Origin of the sequence: Streptomyces pseudovenezuelae, assembly GCF_001513955.1 — a bacterium.
In the GTDB taxonomy this organism is placed as follows: domain Bacteria; phylum Actinomycetota; class Actinomycetes; order Streptomycetales; family Streptomycetaceae; genus Streptomyces; species Streptomyces pseudovenezuelae.
Window position 1 is genome coordinate 186819 of the sequence record NZ_KQ948145.1, and the last position, 17656, is coordinate 204474.

Below are 17656 nucleotides of genomic sequence, written 5' to 3' on the forward strand. Positions count from 1 at the left end.
ATATCGGCCGTGGGGTGTGCGGTCCCGGTCGGCCGAGGATGAGGACCCGGGGCAGTCAGGGCAGAGAGCTCCGGTTCCTCGGTCCGCCTTCCTGTGCGGGGAAGACGGAAGTCGCATTTTCCATTGTGGACTAGACCACTAGGTGTGTCCATGCGGTGGAGCGTGTTTGTTGTTGGAGCTTTCCCTCACGGGAGTCAACTAGTCGGACGCCCTAACAACCACCACGCAGCCTAACGCGTGTGGGTTCATGTGCGGGGCCAGATGGCCATGGCAATTTCCGCGACGGCCTCCAGCTCCTCCCGGCTCGCGCCGTCGCGCGCCTGCTGGGACATGCCCTGGATCACCGCCCCGGTGTACCGGGCCAGTGTGGCGGCGTCGGTACCGGCCGGCAGCTCCCCCGCCGCGATGTCCGCCCTGATACGGCTCTCGAGGGCGGCGATGTTGGCGTTGCGCCGCCCGCGCAGCGACTCCTCGACCTCCGGGGTGGAGCAGTTGGTGGCGGCGTGGACGACGAGGCAGCCGTGCGGATGACCGGGGGCCGTGTACGCGACGGCCGCCTCCCGCAGCATTCGCTCCATGGCGGCCCGGGCGGTGGGCTCCTCGACGAGCGCGCGGTCACTGAAGGAGCCGTACCGGACGCCGTACTCCTTGACGACCTCCTCGAACAGCGAGCGCTTGTCGCCGAAGGCCGCGTAGAGGCTGGGGGCCCCGATGTCCATGACGCGGGTGAGGTCGGAGACGGAGGTGGCCTCGTATCCGTGCTCCCAGAAGGCCAGGATCGCCTTCTCCAGGGCGGTCGCGCGATCGAAGGACCGCGGGCGCCCGCGGGGCTTCGCCTTCCTGACCCCGGCCTCGACCTGCTCTTTCGTCTGTTCGCCGCCCACCATGGAGTGAATTGTATAGCGGGTACTAGAGAAAGGACATGGAGGCGCTGTACGGTTTTTTTGTAGCGACCGCTAGAGAAAAGAGGGGCGACGGCATGAGCGTGCTCACGGGCAGGACGGCTCTGGTGACGGGGGCGAGCAGGGGCATCGGGCGGGGCATCGCCGAGCGCCTCGGGCGGGACGGTGCGCGGGTGGCGGTGCACTACGGCAGGAGTGAGGCGGCGGCGAAGGAGACGGTCGCCGCGATCGAGGCGACCGGCGGCTCCGCCTTCACCATCGGGGCCGACCTGGGGGCACCCGGAGCCGTCGACGCTCTCTGGGAAGAGTTCGACCGGCACGCGGACGGGCTGGACATCCTGGTGAACAACGCGGGAATCGGATCCTCACGCCCGATCGAGGAGATCGACGAGAGGGAGTACGACCGGCTCTTCACGGTCAACGTGAAAGCGCCGTTCTTCCTGGTCAAGCAGGGGGCGATACGCCTGCGGGACGGCGGCCGCGTCATCAACATCTCCTCGGGACTCGCCCGCACGGCCGCCATGCCGCACAACATGGCCTACGCCATGACCAAGGGCGCACTGGACGTGTTCTCCCGGGATCTGTCCAAGATCCTGGGCGCCCGGGGCATCAGGGTGAACTCGGTGGCACCCGGCCTGGTCGACACCGACAACACCGCCGCGTTCCTGCACGGCAGCGAGGACGGCTGGGCGCGGGCGGAGGCCTACTCGGCGCTCGGCCGGGTGGGGACCCCGGCCGAGGTCGCGGACGTGGTGGCGTTCCTCGCCTCGGACCAGGGGCGGTGGGTGACCGGGAGCTGGGTGGACGCCACGGGGGGCTCGATGCCGTGAGCCGTCCGGCAGGGCTCAGTGCGTCTGCGTCACCTTCGCCAGGGCGCGCGGCGCGTCCGGGTCCTGGCCGCGGGCGATGGTCACCTCGTAGGCCAGCAGCTGGAGGGGAATGATCTCCAGGACGGGCTGGACCTCCTCGGCCACCCCGTCGGTGGGCAGGACGAAGCCGGCCGACGCCTGCTCGACCTGGCTCCGGGGGCCGACCACCACCAGGTCCGCACCCCGGCCGCGCAGTCGGTCGAGGACGGGCTGCAGGGCCTCGCCGCCCTTGCCGTCGGTGACGACCGCGATGACCGGCGAGACGTTGTCGACCATGGCGAGGGGACCGTGGAGCAGATCGGCACCGGAGTAGGCGAGGGCGGGGATGTAGCTGGTCTCCATGAGCTTGAGGGCGGCTTCCTTGGCGGTGGGATAGCCGTAGCCGCGGGAGGTGATCACCATGCGCTCGGCGAAGCGGTAGCGGGCGGCGAGGGCGCGGACCTCGTCCTGCCGGGCGAGCAGTCCGGCGGCCAGGTCCGGCAGCACCTGGGCGGGTGCCCCGTCGCCGCCGCGCAGGCCTTCGACGAGGAGATAGAGCGCGAGGAGGGAGGCGGTATAGGTCTTGGTCGCGGGGAGGGCCTTCTCCGGTCCGGCCATGATGTCGACGTGGTACTCGGAGACGCCGGCCAGCGGGGAGTCCGGGTTGTTGGTCACCGCGAGGGTGAGGGCGCCGGCCTCGCGGGCGGCCCGGGTCGAGGCCACCAGGTCCGGGGAGCCGCCGGACTGGCTGACGGTGACGACGAGGACATCGGTGAGGTCGGGGCGGGCGCCGTAGGCGGTGGTGGTGGACATGGAGGTCAGACCGCAGGGCAGGCCGAGGCGGACTTCGAGGAGGTACTTGGCGTAGAGGGCCGCATGGTCGGAGGTGCCGCGGGCGGTGAGCAGGACGAAGCGGGGCGCGCGGGCGGCGATCTCCTGGGCGACCTTGCGGATCGCCGGGGCGCCCTCGTCCAGGATGCGGCGCAGGACGGCGGGCTGTTCGGCCATCTCGCGGGCCATGATCCGGCCGGGGAGTTCGCTCTGGGGGGCGGGTGTCGTGAGAGGGGTCATGGCCCTATTGCACTCCTCGTCGGGCTGCCTCGCGCGCAACGGCGGCCGTCCTTGAGATGGCGTGGGGACGGCCTTCGGGGACCTGGGCCGCGGAACCCGATTCTGTTAGATTGGTCTAAACCACATGGGCCGTACCGGGGTCCGGTCGAGCCCGCTCTGTTCAGACCGTTGCTACAGATCAGACCCTTTCCTCAGATCGGCAGGCCCAGCGTGGAAGTTGTCATCGTTCCGGACGCCAAGGCGGGTGGCGAGCTCATCGCCGAGGCCATGGCCCAGTTGCTCCGGCGCAAGCCCGACGCCCTGCTCGGCGTGGCCACCGGCTCCACCCCGCTGCCCATCTACGAGGCCCTGGCGGCCAAGGTGCGGTCCGGTGCCGTGGACACCTCGCGGGGCCGGATAGCCCAGCTCGACGAGTACGTGGGGCTGCCGGCCGAGCATCCGGAGTCCTACCGTTCGGTGCTGCGGCGCGAGGTGCTGGAGCCGCTGGGGATTCCGATGGCCTCCTTCATGGGGCCGGACGGGACGGCCCAGGACATCACCGGTGCCTGCCAGGCCTACGACGCGGCGCTGGCCGATGCCGGGGGCGTGGATCTGCAGCTGCTCGGGATCGGGACGGACGGGCACATCGGCTTCAACGAGCCGTGTTCCTCGCTGGCCTCGCGGACCCGGATCAAGACGCTGACCGAGCAGACACGGGTGGACAACGCGCGGTTCTTCGAGGGGGACATCTCGCAGGTGCCGCACCATGTGATCACTCAGGGGATCGGGACGATTCTCGAGGCGCGGCATCTGGTGCTGCTCGCGACGGGTGAGGGCAAGGCGGACGCGGTGGCGGCGACGGTGGAGGGACCGGTCGCCGCGGTGTGTCCCGCGTCGGCGCTGCAGCTGCATCCGCATGCGACGGTGGTCGTGGACGAGGGGGCCGCCTCGAAGTTGAAGCTGGCGGACTACTTCCGGCACACGTTCGTCAACAAGCCTGACTGGCAGGGGATCTAGGGCGGGCTCCCGCTCCCCGGGCGAAGACAGGTGCCGGTCCCCTCGAAGGGAACCGGCACCTGTCCTGTCGTGGGGCCTACTCCCCCGCGATGACCTCCGCCGCAGCCCTGCCGCACACCCTTGCCGCGCCGTGGGTCGCGATGTGCAGGGCTCCTCGGGCCGGGGCCTGGGGCAGGCCCATTTCGATCACGACGGTGTCGGGGCGGGTGCGGAGGACGGTGCCCAGGGCGGCCCCCATCCAGGGGTGGCGGTGTTCGTCGCGGACCACGGCCACGATGCGGCGGGGGCCGGCCGCGGCCAGGGTGGCGAGGCCCGCGTCCTCGCCGGCGAAGCTGCCCGTTTCCGTGCCGGGGAGCAGACGGGCGAGTTCGGCGGCCACGCCCCAGGGCGTCTCGTCGCCCACGGCCACATTGGCGACCGGGGTGAAGGCGGCGACGTAGGGCGCCTCGGTGAGGGGGGTGAAGCCGTCCGCGCCGGTGATGCGCAGCGCCCTTCGGGCCGCGCGCAGTCCCACCTCCTCGTCGGCCGGCAACTGGGCGTCGGCGGCGCCGGCGGCCGTCCAGTGGGCCAGGGTGCGGACGCGTTCCGCCGCTTGCGCGAGCCGCTCCTCGGGGAGTTCGCCCGAGCGGACCGCCGAGACCAGGGCGTCGCGCAGGCGCCGTACCGTCTCGTCGTCGGCCAGGCCGCCGCCCACGCAGATCGCGTCGGCGCCGGCGGCGACCGCCAGGACGCTGCCGCGCTCGATGCCGTAGGTGCCGGCGATGGCCTGCATCTCCATGCCGTCGGTGACGATGAGGCCGGTGTAGCCGAGTTCGCCGCGCAGCAGGTCGGTCAGCACCCTGTGGGACAGGGTGGCCGGGAGGTCCGGGTCCAGGGCGGGGACCAGGATGTGGGCGGTCATCACCGCGCGGGTTCCGGCGGCGATGGCCGCGCGGAAGGGCCGCAGTTCCCGTTCCAGCAGTACCGACTCGTCCGCGTCGATGCGCGGCAGGGCGTGGTGGGAGTCGGTCGCGGTGTCGCCGTGGCCCGGGAAGTGCTTGGTGCAGGCCGCGACGCCCGCCGACTGCAGGCCGGTGACATAGGCCGCCGTGTGCCGGGCGGCCAGTTCGGAGGAGGCGCCGAAGGAGCGGACGCCGATCACCGGGTTGGAGGGGTTGGAGTTCACGTCGGCCGACGGGGCCCAGTTGAGGTTGACCCCGCAGGCGGCGAGGCGGCGGCCGAGCTCGGCGGCCACCTTCCTCGTCAGTTCCAGGTCGTCCACCGCGCCGAGGGCGTGGTTGCCGGGGAAGGACGAGCCGGTGCGCACCTCCAGGCGGGTGACGTCACCGCCCTCCTCGTCGATGGCGACCAGGACGTCGTCGCGTTCGGCGCGCAACTGGGCGGTCAGGGAAGCCAGTTGTTCCGGGGAGGCGATGTTGCGGCCGAACAGGCCGACCGAGGCGAGGCCCTCGCCGAGGCGGCGCAGCAGCCAGTCGGGGGCGGTGGTGCCGGTGAAGCCGGGCTGGAGGACGGTGAGGGCGTCCCGCGTCAGTGTGTCTGTGCCGCTGGCGAATGTCGTCATCGGGGGCGTTATCCCTTCACGGCGCCCGCGGTGAGACCCGCGGCCATCTTGCGCTGGACGAGGAGGAAGAGGACCACGATCGGCACGGCCATCATGGTGGAACCGGCCATCATCGGGGCGTATTCGGTGCCGTGTTTGGTGGTGAAGTTGCCGAGCCAGACGGTCGCGGTCTGGTTCTTCTGGCTGAGCAGCATGAGGGCGTAGAGGTATTCGTTCCAGGCCTGGATGAAGCCGTAGACCGAGGTGGCGACCATGCCGGGGGCCAGCAGCGGGAAGACCACCCGCAGGAAGGCGCCGGTGGGGGAACAGCCGTCGACCATCGCCGCCTCCTCCAGTTCCTTCGGGATGTTGACGATGAAGCCGCGCAGCGTCCACACCGTGAAGGGGAGGATGAAGGTCAGGTAGGTGATGATCAGCCCCGACAGCTTGTCGTACTGGTCGAGGTCGTTCAGGAGCAGGAAGACCGGGATGATCATCGCGACCAGCGGGATCATCTGGACCGCGAGGATGCCCACGATCACGATCTTCCGGCCGCGGAAGGAGAAGCGGGAGATGGCGAGGGCGCCGAGCGTGCCGACGACGATGCCGATCGCGACGACCGCCAGGGAGACGATCAGGCTGCGGCCGACCGGGCCCCAGAAGTCGGCGATGTCCAGCGCGCGGCTGAAGTTGGAGAAGGTGATGCCGGTGGGCAGCAGGCTCGGGTCCGGGTCGATCGCGTCCTTCGCCGGTTTGAACGCCGTGTTGAGCATCCAGTAGACGGGGAAGCCGGCCGTCACGAAGACGAGGAGGCCGAGAAGGTTCCAGCCGGCCTTGGACTTCCCGCGGCGACGGCCGCCGGCCTGGGCGAGCGCGCTCATTCGACCTCTCCGATCTTCAGCATCTGACGCATGTAGACGGCGACGACCCCGAGCAGCAGGAGCACGGTGAGCAGGGCGATCGCCGAGCCCTGCGCGTAGTCGTTGACCACGAAGGCACGGTCGTAGGAGTAGGTGGTCAGGAGCTGGAACTCCTCCTCGGGGTGGCCGTTGCGCATCACGAACACCTGCGGGAAGACGCCCATGTCCCAGATCACCGACAGGGTCGTGAGCATCACGATGATCGGCTTGAGGACGGGCACGGTGACGTACCGGAAGACTCCCCAGGCGCTCGCTCCGTCCAGCCGGGCCGCCTCTTCCAGTTCCGCCGGGACCTGGGTGAGGCCGGCGCTGAGCGTGATGACGACGAAGGGCACCGCGCCCCACACCACGAGCAGCATGATCACGGCCAGGCCCTGGGGGCCGCTGGCGAACCAGTTGTGGCCGATCATCTCGACGCCGGGCAGCTTGCTGAGCAGCGCGTTGAGGATGCCGTAGTCCGCGTCGAACAGCCACTTGAAGACCGTGGTGGCGACGATGATCGGCATGCCCCAGCTGGCCACCAGGGCGATGTTGACGAGGGTCTTCACCCAGCCGGAGACCCGTTGGAGCAGCAGGGCGATCAGCATGCCCGCGACCATGGTGAAGATGACGCAGCCGGCCGCGAAGACGACGGTCCGGACGACGACCGCCCAGAACTCGCTGTCGCCCAGCACGCCCGTGAAATTGTCGAAGCCGACCCACTCGGCCGGCTGGAAGCCCCACAGCTGGGACTGCCCGAACTTCTGGAAGGACAGGCCGACCAGACGGACCAGCGGATAGCCGAGGACCAGCACCAGGATCAGCAGGCAGGGGGCGAGCAGCAGCCACGGGGTGGCGCTGAAGGTCCGCTTTCTGCTCGACGGGGCCGGCCTGGACGGCGGCGGTACCGACATCGGCGGTGGCACCTCGGTGGGGGTGGTCGTGTCTGCGGCACTCATGGCGCGCTCCTCAGCGGTCCCTCTGGTCGTACGAAAGCGAAGCCCGTACGCCGTACGAAAGCGAAGCCCGCACGGCGGCACGGGAAGCAGAAACCCGTACGGCGGTACGGGAAGCAGGGCCCCGCCGGTCTCAACGGGGCCCTGCCTGCGGTCACTTGGTGTTGATGACCTTGTCGATCGCGGTGTCCGCGTCCTTCGCGGCGGCCTCGACCGACTTCTTGCCGGTGCCGATGTTCTGGAGCATGGTCTGCAGGACCTGCGCCTTCTCGACCTGGCCCCAGCCGGGAGCCATCGGCACGAACCAGTTGGACTCGGCCGCGGTGGCCGGGACCGCGGTCGCCGGGTCGTTCTTCAGGGTGGCGAGGTCGGTCTTGTTGTTGGGCAGGTTGCCCTTGGCCATCAGGCCCTTCTGGCCGGAGGGACCGGTGAACGCGTTGATCCACTCGGCGGCGACGGCCTGCGCCTTCGACTTCACCGGCACGGCGAGGTCCGAACCGCCCAGGAACACCGGCATGTTCTTGCCGGACGGGCCGGGCATCACGAAGTTCTGGAGGTTGTCCTTGAGCTTGCCGGTCTTGTCGTTCTTCGGGTCGGCGGAGGTCGCGCCCTCCCAGGCCGCGCCGAAGATCATGCCGGACTTGCCCTGGCCGTAGACGATGTAGCGGTCGGACTCGTCCTTGGTCTTGTCGCCGTGCATGTACTTGTCGACGACGTTCTTGAACTCGGTGAGGCCCTTGACCGACTCGGGCGAGGAGAGGTTGGCCTTCCACTGACCGCCGGACTCGACCGCGATGGAGCCGCCGGCGTCGTAGACGAAGGACATGGCCGCGTACCAGTCACGGGTGGGCTGGTACCAGGCGGAGAACTTGTCGCCCTCCTTCTTCTGGACCTTGTCCAGGGCGGCGGTGAGCTCCGCGTAGGTCTTCGGGGTGGACTTGACGCCGACGGAGGCGAAGACGTCCTTGCGCCAGTTGCCGACCCGGCCGCCCGCGTAGTACGGGACGCCGTAGGTCTTGCCGTCGTAGGTCACCGAGGCCTTGAGGCCGTCGAGCCAGGCGGACGAGTTGGTGAACTTCGAGGTGTCCAGGGGCGCGAAGGCGCCCTTGACCATGTAGCCCAGCATCTCGGTGTTGCCCATCTCGACCACGTCGGGGGCCTTGTCGGTGGCGAGGACCGCGTCGAGCTTGGTGTTCTTGTCGGGCCAGCCGTAGTACTCGTGGTTGATCTTGATGCCGGGGTGCTTCTTCTGGACCGCCGCGTCCGCGGCCTTCACCAGCTCGGGCCAGTTGTTCTGGGCGTCGACGGTGAGCCAGACGGTCAGCTCCTTGGCGTCCGCGCCGCTGTTGTCCGAACTTCCGCTGTCGCTGCCCCCACACGCCGCGACGGTGACCACCATGCCCGCGATACCGATCGCGGCTATCAGCTTGCGCTTCACGCCACCCTCCTCAGGGATGCCCACACCTCCCGCCCACAGGCCGGGACCTGGACCAATGGTGTAGACCAGTAGGGGGAGCTTGGACCAGACCAGGAACCCTGTCAAGGGTGTTCGAAAACGCCCTGACCAGCCGTTATGCGACCTACATATGCAGGAACCATTAGTAAAGAAGCCAGCGAAAACAGCCGCGCCGGAGTACTGTCGTCCGCTAGACCACTCATCTCTGTGGACTAGACCAAAAGAGGTGGCGACGGTATACAGAAGGGATCACGATGTGACCCGCATCCGGAGCCGGGAAGGCAGACCATGAGCAGCGACGTCAGCAGTGCGGAGACCGAGGGCGGGGCAGGCGTCCGTACCGCGCGCGTGCCCAAGTACTACCGCCTGAAGAAGCACCTGCTCGACATGACGGAGACGCAGTCGCCCGGTACGCCGGTACCGCCCGAGCGCACGCTCGCCGCCGAGTTCGACACCTCCCGCACCACCGTGCGCCAGGCCCTGCAGGAGCTGGTGGTCGAGGGGCGTCTGGAGCGCATCCAGGGCAAGGGCACCTTCGTGGCCAAGCCGAAGGTCTCCCAGGCGCTGCAACTCACCTCCTACACGGAGGACATGCGAGCCCAGGGCCTCGAACCCACCTCGCAGCTGCTCGACATCGGCTACATCACCGCCGACGACCGTCTCGCCGAGCTCCTCGACATCACCGCCGGCGGCCGGGTGCTGCGCATCGAGCGCCTGCGCATGGCGAACGCCGAGCCGATGGCCATCGAGACGACCCACCTCTCCGCCAAGCGCTTCCCGGCCCTGCGCAGGTCACTGGTCAAGTACACGTCCCTCTACACCGCGCTCGCCGAGGTCTACGACGTCCATCTCGCCGAGGCCGAGGAGACCATCGAGACCTCCCTGGCCACCCCGCGCGAGGCCGGCCTGCTCGGCACCGACGTGGGCCTGCCGATGCTGATGCTGTCCCGCCACTCCTTCGACAAGAAGGGCGAGCCGGTGGAGTGGGTGCGCTCGGTGTACCGGGGCGACCGGTACAAGTTCGTGGCCCGGCTGAAGAGGCCGGTGGACTAGAACCCGCCCAGGGCGCGGGGCTGTATCGATCTGCGGCTCCAACGCGTGGGCGCGACAAGCCACGACGGCGCCGCAGACGCACCACGCACCACGCACCCCGGACACGCACACGGTGTAGCGCACTGCCGCATCCTGCTCTACGGTCCTCCCGACTCCGTCTGGACGGGAGGACCTCGTCGTCCTGGTCGGCGCCGCCGGCCGGTCCGTGCTCGCGCTCGCCCGGGGCGAGTCACCCGAGGGCTCCGGTGCAGGGATTCCGCTGCTGCCGAAGGCTGTTCCGGTGGCGGCTTCACAGAATCGACATACCGATATGCGGACGAGGTCTTCCGCTGTCGCGACACCAGCGCCTAGATTGCCTGCGCGTTACAGGTGATCAACGCTGATCAGTGAGGGGTAGGAGACGCGACATGTCGGATGCACCTGAAGTGAGACCGGTGGTGACACCGGTGCGGGTGGTGATCGCCATCTGCCTGCTCGCCCCGTTCGTGGCGATGCTGTGGGTGGGCTCGTACGCCAAGACCGACCCCACGTTCATCGGCATCCCGTTCTTCTACTGGTACCAGATGCTGTGGGTGCTGATCTCCACCGCGCTGACGATGACCGCGTACCAGCTCTGGCAGCGTGACCAGCGCGCCCGTCGTGGAGGTACCAAGTGAACGGCGGCGTCAACGGTGTGGCTCTCACCGTCTTCATCCTCTTCTTCCTGGCCGTCACGGTCATGGGCTTCCTGGCCGCACGCTGGCGCAAGGCCGAGAACGAGCACAGCCTCGACGAATGGGGCCTGGGCGGCCGGTCGTTCGGCACCTGGGTCACCTGGTTCCTGCTGGGCGGCGACCTGTACACGGCGTACACCTTCGTCGCGGTGCCCGCGGCGATCTACGCGGCGGGCGCGGCCGGCTTCTTCGCGGTGCCGTACACCATCCTGGTCTACCCGCTGATCTTCACGTTCCTGCCCCGCCTGTGGTCGGTCTCCCACAAGCACGGGTACGTGACGACCTCGGACTTCGTGCGCGGCCGCTTCGGCTCGAAGGGGCTGTCGCTGGCGGTGGCGGTCACCGGCATCCTCGCGACCATGCCGTACATCGCGCTCCAACTGGTCGGCATCCAGGCGGTCCTGGACGTCATGGGCGTCGGCGGCGGCGAGAACACCAACTGGTTCGTGAAGGACCTGCCGCTGCTGATCGCGTTCGGTGTCCTCGCGGCGTACACGTACTCCTCCGGCCTGCGGGCCCCCGCCCTGATCGCGTTCGTGAAGGACACGCTGATCTACATCGTCATCGCGGTGGCGATCATCTACATCCCGATCAAACTGGGCGGCTTCGACGACGTCTTCGGCGCGGCGAGCGAGAAGTACACGGCGGCCAAGGCGGGCGGGCTGGTCCCCCCGGAGGCGGGCCAGTGGACGTACGCCACGCTGGCGCTGGGCTCCGCGCTCGCGCTGTTCATGTACCCGCACTCGATCACCGCGACGCTCTCCTCCCGCAGCCGTGAGGTGATCCGCCGCAACACCACGATCCTGCCGCTGTACTCCCTGATGCTGGGCCTGCTCGCGCTGCTCGGCTTCATGGCGATCGCGGCCGGAGTGAAGGTCACCAACCCGCAGTTGGCGATCCCGCAGCTCTTCGAGGACATGTTCCCGGACTGGTTCGCGGGCGTGGCCTTCGCGGCGATCGGCATCGGCGCGCTCGTGCCGGCGGCCATCATGTCCATCGCGGCCGCGAACCTGTTCACCCGCAACATCTACAAGGACTTCATCAAGCCGGACGCCACACCGGCACAGGAGACCAAGGTCTCCAAGCTGGTCTCGCTGCTGGTGAAGGTCGGCGCCCTGGTCTTCGTCCTCACCATGGACAAGACGGTCGCCATCAACTTCCAGCTGCTGGGCGGCATCTGGATCCTGCAGACCTTCCCGGCCCTGGTCGGCGGCCTCTTCACCCGCTGGTTCCACCGCTGGGCCCTGCTCGCCGGCTGGGCGGTCGGCATGATCTACGGCACGGTCGCCGCGTACGGCGTGGCCTCCCCGACCCAGAAGCACTTCGGCGGCTCGGCGAAGGAGATCCCGGGCATCGGCGAGATCGGCTACATCGGCCTCACCGCGTTCGTGCTCAACGTCGTGTTCACGGTGGTCCTGACCTTCCTGCTGAAGGCGCTGAAGGCCCCCGACGGCGTGGACGAGACCAGCCCGGAGGACTACACGGCGGACGCGGGCGACCCGGGGGTGGAGGTGGAACTCCCGCCGGCGACAGCAGGCACCTCGCACTGAGCGCTTTCGGGGGCGTGGGGCTGCATCGACATGCGGCTCCGCCGCCTGGGCGCGACCAGCCACGACGAACCCGCAGCGGGCCGCCGGGAGCAAGACCCTCGGCGGCCCGCTCCTTTCGTGCACACTCACCGCCATGAACATACTGATCCGCCCCGCCGAACCCGCCGACTACGAACGCCTCGGTGACATCACGGCACGGGCCTACCTGGAGGACGGCCTCCTCGCCTTCGGCGACGAGGACGACTGGTATCTCACCGAACTCAAGGACGTGGCCAAGCGGGCGAAAACGGCGGAGGTCCTCGTGGCCACGGAGAACGACCACCTCCTCGGCGGAGTCACCTACGTCCCCTCCGGCGGCCCGTTGGCCGAGCTCGCCCGCCCCGGAGAGGCGGAGATCCGGATGCTCGCGGTGTCCCACGAGGCCCGCGGCAAGGGCGTCGGACAGGCCCTCGTAAAGGCCTGCATCGACCGCGCGGCAGCCGCGGGCACCGACCTCGTGCTGTGCACCCAGCCCACCATGCACACGGCCCACCGCATCTACGAACGCCTCGGCTTCACCCGCGCCCCGGAACGCGACTGGCACCCCGTTCCGGACTCCCCCGACTTCACTCTCCTCACCTATCAGTTGACGCTCTGAAACCAGCGCGACACAACATCTGGGGGCGTCACCGCAACCCGACACAAGATGTATGCTCGTGCTCGCTGTCGCCGCAGGGGAATCCGGTGGGAATCCGGAACTGTCCCGCAACGGTGTACTCATGCGTGCATAAGCACACATGAGAGTCAGTCCGAGGACCTGTCGACAGCACGCCCGTGCCATACCGGCCCGGGTGTCATGACGTCCGGGCCTCGTGGAATGGGCCGGTGGACGCGACGCCGTGCGCGCTCGTGTGCTGCCCCCTGCCCTCCGCAAGGCCCCCGTGCCCAGCGAGGGAGAGCCCCCAGTGACCATCGCGCCAGCCGACCCGGCTTCAGCGACCACCCCGGTGGACGAGGACGGTCCCGGGACCGCGTTGCTGCGGACCCTGACCGCGCTGACCGCCGACCTCCCCGACGCCGACCCCGGCCGGGTCGCCGCCGCCGCGCTGCGCGGCCGGTCCGCGCGGGGGGCCTCCGCGGAGATGATCGCGGAGTTGCGCGAGCTGGCCACCGAGGCGGCGGCCGGCCTCATCTCCGAGGACCCCGCCTACAGCAGGCTGGCCGCCCGGCTGCTGACCGTCTCCATCGCCGCCGAGGCCGCCTCACAGGGCGTCACCTCCTTCACCGGGTCGGTCGCCGTCGGCCACCGCGAGGGCCTCATCGCCGACCGGACCGCCGAGTTCGTGCGGGTGCACGCCGAGCGGCTCGACGCGCTGGTCGACACCGGGGCCGACGACCGCTTCGGCTACTTCGGCCTGCGCACCCTGTACAGCCGCTACCTGCTGCGGCACCCGATCACCCGCAAGGTCATCGAGACGCCCCAGCACTTCATGCTCCGGGTGGCGTCCGGCCTCGCCGAGGACGACACGGTCCACGCCCTGGACGAAGTCGCCGCGCTCTACCGCCTGATGAGCCGCCTCGACTACCTCCCGTCCTCCCCCACCCTCTTCAACTCCGGCACCCGGCACCCCCAGATGTCGTCCTGCTACCTCCTCGACTCCCCGAAGGACGAGCTGGACTCCATCTACGACCGCTACCACCAGGTCGCCAACCTCTCCAAGCACGCCGGCGGCATCGGCATCTCGTACTCCCGTATCCGCTCCCGCGGTTCGCTGATCCGCGGCACCAACGGGCACTCCAACGGCATCGTCCCGTTCCTGAAGACCCTCGACGCCTCCGTCGCCGCCGTGAACCAGGGCGGCCGGCGCAAGGGCGCGGCCGCGGTCTACCTGGAGACCTGGCACTCCGACATCGAGGAGTTCCTGGAGCTCAGGGACAACACCGGTGAGGACGCCCGCCGTACGCACAACCTGAACCTCGCGCACTGGGTGCCGGACGAGTTCATGCGCCGGGTGAACGCGGACGCCCAGTGGTCGCTCTTCTCGCCCGCCGACGTGCCCGAGCTGGTCGACCTGTGGGGCGCGGAGTTCGACGCGGCGTACCGCAAGGCGGAGGCCGAGGGGCTCGCGCGCAGGACCATCCCGGCCCGTGACCTCTACGGCCGCATGATGCGCACCCTCGCGCAGACCGGCAACGGCTGGATGACCTTCAAGGACGCCGCCAACCGCACGGCCAACCAGACGGCGCTGCCCGGCCACACCGTCCACTCCTCCAACCTCTGCACGGAGATCCTGGAGGTCACGGACGACGGGGAGACCGCGGTCTGCAATCTGGGTTCCGTGAACCTCGGCGCGTTCGTCGACACCACGACCGGCGACCTCGACTGGGAGCGGCTGGACGCCACCGTCCGCACCGCCGTGACCTTCCTCGACCGGGTCGTCGACATCAACTTCTATCCGACCGAGCAGGCCGGACGGTCCAACGCCAAGTGGCGTCCCGTCGGCCTCGGCGCGATGGGCCTGCAGGACGTCTTCTTCAAGCTGCGCCTGCCCTTCGACTCCCCCGAGGCCACGGCACTGTCCACCCGGATCGCCGAGCGCATCATGCTCGCCGCCTACGAGGCCTCCGCCGACCTCGCCGAGCGCAGCGGCCCGCTGCCGGCCTGGGAGAAGACCCGTACGGCACAGGGCGTGCTGCACCCCGACCACTTCCCGGGTGTCGAACTCACCTGGCCCGAGCGGTGGGCGGCCCTGCGCGGCCGTATCGCCACCACCGGACTGCGCAACTCCCTGCTGCTGGCCATCGCGCCGACGGCCACGATCGCCTCGATCGCCGGTGTGTACGAGTGCATCGAGCCGCAGGTCTCCAACCTGTTCAAGCGCGAGACGCTGTCGGGCGAGTTCCTCCAGGTCAACTCCTACCTGGTGGCCGAGTTGAAGAAGCTCGGCGTCTGGGACGCCCGCACCCGTGAGGCGCTGCGGGACGCGAACGGCTCGGTGCAGGACTTCGCGTGGATCCCCGAGGACGTACGGGCGCTGTACCGGACGGCGTGGGAGATCCCGCAGCGCGGCCTGATCGACATGGCCGCGGCCCGGACCCCGTTCCTCGACCAGTCCCAGTCCCTGAACCTCTTCCTGGAGACGCCGACGATCGGCAAGCTCTCCTCGATGTACGCGTACGCCTGGAAGTCCGGGCTGAAGACGACGTACTACCTGCGCTCGCGCCCGGCGACCCGTATCGCCCGCGCCGCGCAGGCGACGGTCCCCGTCCAGCAGCCGGCCCCCGAAGACGCGGTCGCCTGCTCCCTGGAAAACCCCGAGTCCTGCGAGGCCTGCCAGTAATGCCCAGCAACCAGAACCTGCTCGACCCCGGCTTCGAGCTGACGCTCCGCCCGATGCGCTACCCGGACTTCTACGAGCGCTACCGGGACGCCATCAAGAACACCTGGACCGTCGAGGAGGTCGACCTCCACTCGGACGTCGCCGACCTCGCGAAGCTCAGCCCCGCCGAGCAGCACCTGATCGGCCGGCTGGTCGCGTTCTTCGCGACGGGCGACTCGATCGTGGCGAACAACCTGGTGCTGACCCTCTACAAGCACATCAACTCCCCCGAGGCGCGCCTGTACCTGAGCAGGCAGCTCTTCGAGGAGGCCGTCCACGTCCAGTTCTATCTGACGCTCCTGGACACCTACCTCCCCGACCCGGAGGACCGGGCGGCGGCCTTCGACGCCGTCGAGAGCATCCCCTCCATCCGCGAGAAGGCCGAGTTCTGCTTCCGGTGGATCAACGAGGTGGAGAAGCTGGACCGCCTGGAGTCCCAGGCCGACCGCCGCCGCTTCCTGCTCAACCTGATCTGCTTCGCCGCATGCATCGAGGGCCTGTTCTTCTACGGCGCCTTCGCGTACGTCTACTGGTTCCGCAGCCGGGGTCTGCTGCACGGCCTCGCCACCGGCACCAACTGGGTGTTCCGCGACGAGACCATGCACATGTCCTTCGCCTTCGACGTGGTCGACACCGTCCGCAAGGAGGAGCCGGAGCTCTTCGACGAGCAGCTCCAGCAGCAGGTCACCGACATGCTGGCGGAGGCCGTGGAGGCGGAGCTGCAGTTCGCGCGCGACCTGTGCGGGGACGGGCTGCCCGGGATGAACACCGAGTCGATGCGCCAGTACCTGGAGTGTGTCGCCGACCAGCGCCTGACCCGCCTCGGCTTCGCGCCGGTGTACGGCTCGGAGAACCCGTTCTCCTTCATGGAGCTGCAGGGGGTCCAGGAGCTGACCAACTTCTTCGAGCGGCGTCCGTCCGCGTACCAGGTGGCGGTGGAGGGCACGGTCGACCTGGACGAGGACTTCTGACCGAGCCCCCCATTCTGACGGACCTCCGTCAAAAGTCGGTGGATCCGGGTAGGCGTGCGGAACGTCTCACCGACGAGGAGGCCACCCCATGCGCCCTACGATCCACCGCACCGCCCTCGCCCTCGCGGCACTGACCCTGCTGCTCGCGGGGTGCGGGACCGAGGCCGGAGACGAGGGGGGCGGCGGCAGCGACTCCGCGTCGCCGTCGCCGCCCCCGTCCGCGTCGTCCGGTTGTACGACGCTCACGGGCGACCTCGACGCCACCGACAGCGGCGACACCGTGTGCCTGGCCGTCGGAGCGACGGTCCGGGTCTCCCTGGACGGGAACAAGGACCGCCCGTGGCAGCCCGTCGACGTCAAGGGCAGGGGGCTGGAGGCCGCCAACAGCGGCGTAGTGCTGCTGCCCGGTGACGCGAGCGCCGCGTACAAGGCGGTCTCGGCGGGCACGGTGCGGCTGAGTTCCTCACGACCGCTGTGCGCCACCGAGACCGGCAAGGTCTCCTGCAAGGGCATTCAGGAGTGGCGGATCACCGTGGTGGTCACCTGAGCGCGACCGTGTCCCCGGCCGACACCTTCAGCGAGGTCGTCGTGGTGCCGGGGAAGTACCAGCGCCAGCTGCCCGCCGCCGAGGCGGTCACCTTGGTGCTGAGCCGGCCCAGGTTGTCCGTCTTCACGGTCTTGACCGTGCTGTAGTGGGCGGCGCCGGTCGCGCGGAACTGGAGCCTGACCGACTGACCGGGATAGCCGTGGTACTTCAGGTCCTCCCAGTTGGCCCGGGAGAGCTTGCCCTTGACGGTGAGCTGGGCACCCCGGGCGACGGGTTCGGGGGTCGCGTCCGTGGTGAGCTGTGCGGCGCGCTTGACCTTGTACTCGGCGATGTGGTCCGAGATCCAGTAGTCGCCGTCGTTCGCCTTGACGGTGGCGTTGACCTGCCAGACACCGGCGACCCTGTTGCTGTCGATGTCGTCGCTGTCGGCGATCCAGCCGGGGTCGACCGTCATCGTGCCCGTGCACACCGAGGTCGTCGCACTCTTCCTCACGCAGGACGAGTCGCCGTCCCAGGTGATGAACCCGTAGCCGTTGGACTTGTTGAACGTGCTGAGATGCGTGATCTTCTTGACGCCCGAGTCGTCCTTGACGGTGACCGCGATCGGGTACCTGATGGTCTTCGCCGTGCCGACGATGACGTTGCCGCCCTTGTTCACCACGGTCTTGGTGACCCTGACGTCGCCCTCGCCCTCGGCATGGGCTCCGGTGGCCGTGAGCAGGGCCAGGGCTGCCGCCCCGCCTGCCACGGCCCACAGTCTGTGTCTCATGTTCCTCCCCTGTTGATCCAGGAGAG

Annotated in this window: 16 protein-coding genes and 1 riboswitch; of the genes, 9 read left to right on the forward strand and 7 right to left on the reverse strand. The window is 69.2% G+C overall.

Annotated elements, in window-relative coordinates; translation table 11 throughout:
- Positions 1–245: 245 nt before the first annotated feature.
- Positions 246–887 carry a TetR/AcrR family transcriptional regulator gene (locus tag AQI94_RS08225; RefSeq protein WP_031042420.1) on the reverse strand — a complete coding sequence of 214 codons (642 nt, stop codon included), beginning with the start codon at positions 885–887 and terminating at the stop codon, positions 246–248.
- 92 nt (positions 888–979) lie between these two features.
- Here AQI94_RS08225 and AQI94_RS08230 point away from each other — a divergent pair, with 92 nt between their 5' ends.
- Positions 980–1732 carry an SDR family oxidoreductase gene (locus tag AQI94_RS08230; RefSeq protein WP_031042418.1) on the forward strand — a complete coding sequence of 251 codons (753 nt, stop codon included), beginning with the start codon at positions 980–982 and terminating at the stop codon, positions 1730–1732.
- A gap of 15 nt (positions 1733–1747) precedes the next feature.
- Here AQI94_RS08230 and AQI94_RS08235 read toward each other — a convergent pair whose 3' ends face one another.
- Complete coding sequence (locus AQI94_RS08235) at positions 1748–2821, reverse strand: SIS domain-containing protein (protein WP_031042415.1); 1074 nt, start codon at positions 2819–2821, stop codon at positions 1748–1750.
- 210 nt (positions 2822–3031) lie between these two features.
- On the opposite strand from AQI94_RS08235, the gene nagB reads away from it, so the two are divergent.
- Positions 3032–3817, forward strand: coding sequence for a glucosamine-6-phosphate deaminase (nagB, locus tag AQI94_RS08240; RefSeq protein WP_031042413.1), 786 nt, complete (start codon positions 3032–3034; stop codon positions 3815–3817).
- A 76-nt stretch (positions 3818–3893) separates the two neighbouring features.
- Here nagB and AQI94_RS08245 read toward each other — a convergent pair whose 3' ends face one another.
- From AQI94_RS08245 to AQI94_RS08260, 4 genes are all read right to left on the reverse strand, one after another.
- Positions 3894–5378, reverse strand: a complete 1485-nt coding sequence (locus AQI94_RS08245) for a glycoside hydrolase family 3 protein (protein ID WP_062229657.1) — start codon at positions 5376–5378, stop codon at positions 3894–3896.
- An 8-nt stretch (positions 5379–5386) separates the two neighbouring features.
- The gene (locus tag AQI94_RS08250) at positions 5387–6238 is read right to left on the reverse strand and encodes a carbohydrate ABC transporter permease (RefSeq protein WP_031038943.1); all 852 of its coding nucleotides are present in this window, start codon (positions 6236–6238) and stop codon (positions 5387–5389) included.
- Positions 6235–7215: a carbohydrate ABC transporter permease gene (locus tag AQI94_RS08255; protein ID WP_031038941.1), complete on the reverse strand. Its 981-nt coding sequence runs from the start codon at positions 7213–7215 to the stop codon at positions 6235–6237. Before AQI94_RS08255 ends, AQI94_RS08250 begins: the two co-directional genes overlap by 4 nt.
- 151 nt (positions 7216–7366) lie before the next feature.
- Complete coding sequence (locus tag AQI94_RS08260) at positions 7367–8650, reverse strand: extracellular solute-binding protein (protein WP_031038938.1); 1284 nt, start codon at positions 8648–8650, stop codon at positions 7367–7369.
- A gap of 306 nt (positions 8651–8956) precedes the next feature.
- Between AQI94_RS08260 and AQI94_RS08265 the strand changes: the two genes are divergently transcribed.
- The 7 genes from AQI94_RS08265 (at position 8957) to AQI94_RS08295 (ending at position 16861) form a co-directional block, all read left to right on the forward strand.
- Positions 8957–9721, forward strand: a complete 765-nt coding sequence (locus tag AQI94_RS08265; protein ID WP_031038935.1) for a GntR family transcriptional regulator — start codon at positions 8957–8959, stop codon at positions 9719–9721.
- Between the two features lie 407 nt (positions 9722–10128).
- Positions 10129–10377, forward strand: a complete 249-nt coding sequence (locus AQI94_RS08270; RefSeq protein ID WP_031038932.1) for a DUF3311 domain-containing protein — start codon at positions 10129–10131, stop codon at positions 10375–10377.
- Positions 10374–11984 (forward strand): monocarboxylate uptake permease MctP, encoded by a 1611-nt coding sequence (gene mctP / locus AQI94_RS08275; RefSeq protein WP_031038929.1) that lies wholly within the window; start codon positions 10374–10376, stop codon positions 11982–11984. Before AQI94_RS08270 ends, mctP begins: the two co-directional genes overlap by 4 nt.
- Before the next feature lie 133 nt (positions 11985–12117).
- Positions 12118–12621, forward strand: coding sequence for a GNAT family N-acetyltransferase (locus tag AQI94_RS08280; RefSeq protein WP_031038925.1), 504 nt, complete (start codon positions 12118–12120; stop codon positions 12619–12621).
- Positions 12622–12673: 52 nt separating this feature from the next.
- A riboswitch (cobalamin riboswitch) is annotated at positions 12674–12802 on the forward strand.
- Positions 12803–12928: 126 nt separating this feature from the next.
- A complete protein-coding gene (locus AQI94_RS08285) occupies positions 12929–15304 on the forward strand; it encodes a ribonucleoside-diphosphate reductase subunit alpha (protein ID WP_031038922.1) in 2376 nt (791 codons plus the stop codon).
- A complete protein-coding gene (locus AQI94_RS08290; protein WP_031038920.1) occupies positions 15304–16314 on the forward strand; it encodes a ribonucleotide-diphosphate reductase subunit beta in 1011 nt (336 codons plus the stop codon). Before AQI94_RS08285 ends, AQI94_RS08290 begins: the two co-directional genes overlap by 1 nt.
- Before the next feature lie 88 nt (positions 16315–16402).
- Positions 16403–16861 carry a hypothetical protein gene (locus AQI94_RS08295; RefSeq protein WP_031038917.1) on the forward strand — a complete coding sequence of 153 codons (459 nt, stop codon included), beginning with the start codon at positions 16403–16405 and terminating at the stop codon, positions 16859–16861.
- Here AQI94_RS08295 and AQI94_RS08300 read toward each other — a convergent pair.
- Positions 16854–17630, reverse strand: coding sequence for a hypothetical protein (locus AQI94_RS08300; protein ID WP_031038915.1), 777 nt, complete (start codon positions 17628–17630; stop codon positions 16854–16856). The two genes, AQI94_RS08295 and AQI94_RS08300, sit on opposite strands and share 8 nt — an antisense overlap.
- Between the last annotated feature and the right edge of the window lie 26 nt (positions 17631–17656).